2 protein-coding genes are annotated in these 1,055 nt (G+C 29.7%); one reads left to right on the top strand and one right to left on the bottom strand.

All coding sequences use genetic code 11. The features are described from left to right. Positions 1-211, top strand: a 211-nt coding sequence (locus tag AC1DTM_RS28110) for a DUF3914 domain-containing protein (RefSeq protein ID WP_477001444.1), incomplete at its 5' end; no start/stop codon positions are given. A gap of 76 nt (positions 212-287) precedes the next feature. On the opposite strand, the gene AC1DTM_RS28105 is transcribed toward AC1DTM_RS28110, so the two are convergent. Further along, positions 288-971: a lipoprotein BA_5634 family protein gene (locus tag AC1DTM_RS28105; RefSeq protein WP_477001445.1), complete on the bottom strand. Its 684-nt coding sequence runs from the start codon at positions 969-971 to the stop codon at positions 288-290. Positions 972-1,055: the final 84 nt, after the last annotated feature.

Below are 1,055 nucleotides of genomic sequence, written 5' to 3'. Positions count from 1 at the left end.
TCGTACATCTGAAAAAGAAATGAAACAACCTGAGCATAAATTTAACGAATTAAATTTATGGAAGATGTTGAAAGATAAAGGTGTTCCTTTATGGATCATACTTGAAATGCTACAAAAAGTCCGTAAAGAAAAAGAAGCTCAAAATAATTCAGTTCAAAATTCAAATACGATTGAAGAAACGAGTGAGACTCGATTAAATGAAGTAATGTAAAGCATAATATTTGATTGGTCTATAAACTAAAAAGAGTTCAAGACTGATAAAGTTTTTATCAACCTTGAACTCTTTTTTAAGATTTTTCTCTAATCGTTACAAACTGAAAAGATACTTCTCCTTCCAAACCTTTAATTAGCCTTGTTACTTTGACATTTTCATTAACCAATGTATTATCTGTCGATATTTTAGGTTTTTCATCTCCTAAAGATTTTTTCAGATGAAGAAGGTGCATTTTCGTTTCATTTGCCTTTATTTCTTTATACACACTATTTTGTGCTACAATCACATACCATTGCGTTGGATATGTACGAGTGTTACCTATCCAAGCGTCACTATCGTATGAAACTGGAATCTCTTTTCCTTCTAATTCAATACTTTTCATATTCTTTTCGTCTTCATGTGTAAACAACAGCGAACCTTCTTTTGGGAATTTCGGTAACGTATCTATAATATAATTGGAGCCATTATCTCGTTTACGAAAAACTTTTTCTTTAATCAATGCTTGTGCTGTAGATTCATTTAAAATTAATACCTGTCCATTTCCAACTTTACCTTTTTTCACAGAAAACACTTCATTTTCTTTCGTAATTTMTTGATAACGATTAATAATTGGTGAAATTTTATTTTCATCTCCAATGATTAATAAACCGTTTGCAGGAAATGGATTTTCCTTTTTAGAGCATGCACTAAAACTTATTAAAAGTAGTATCGTTAACATAAAAATAGTTAAAGTTCTTTTCATCGCGTTTCCTTTCATCATACAATTCATTTTTCCACATACTTTTGTGTAGTCTTACAAGCTAATATACTCTATTGCTCCATAACTTTATAAAGCTTTTGT

It is taken from the genome of Bacillus sp. P4_D3 (assembly GCF_056401855.1).
Note: the sequence above shows the minus strand (reverse complement) of the source record. Positions and strands in the feature narration are given on the sequence as shown.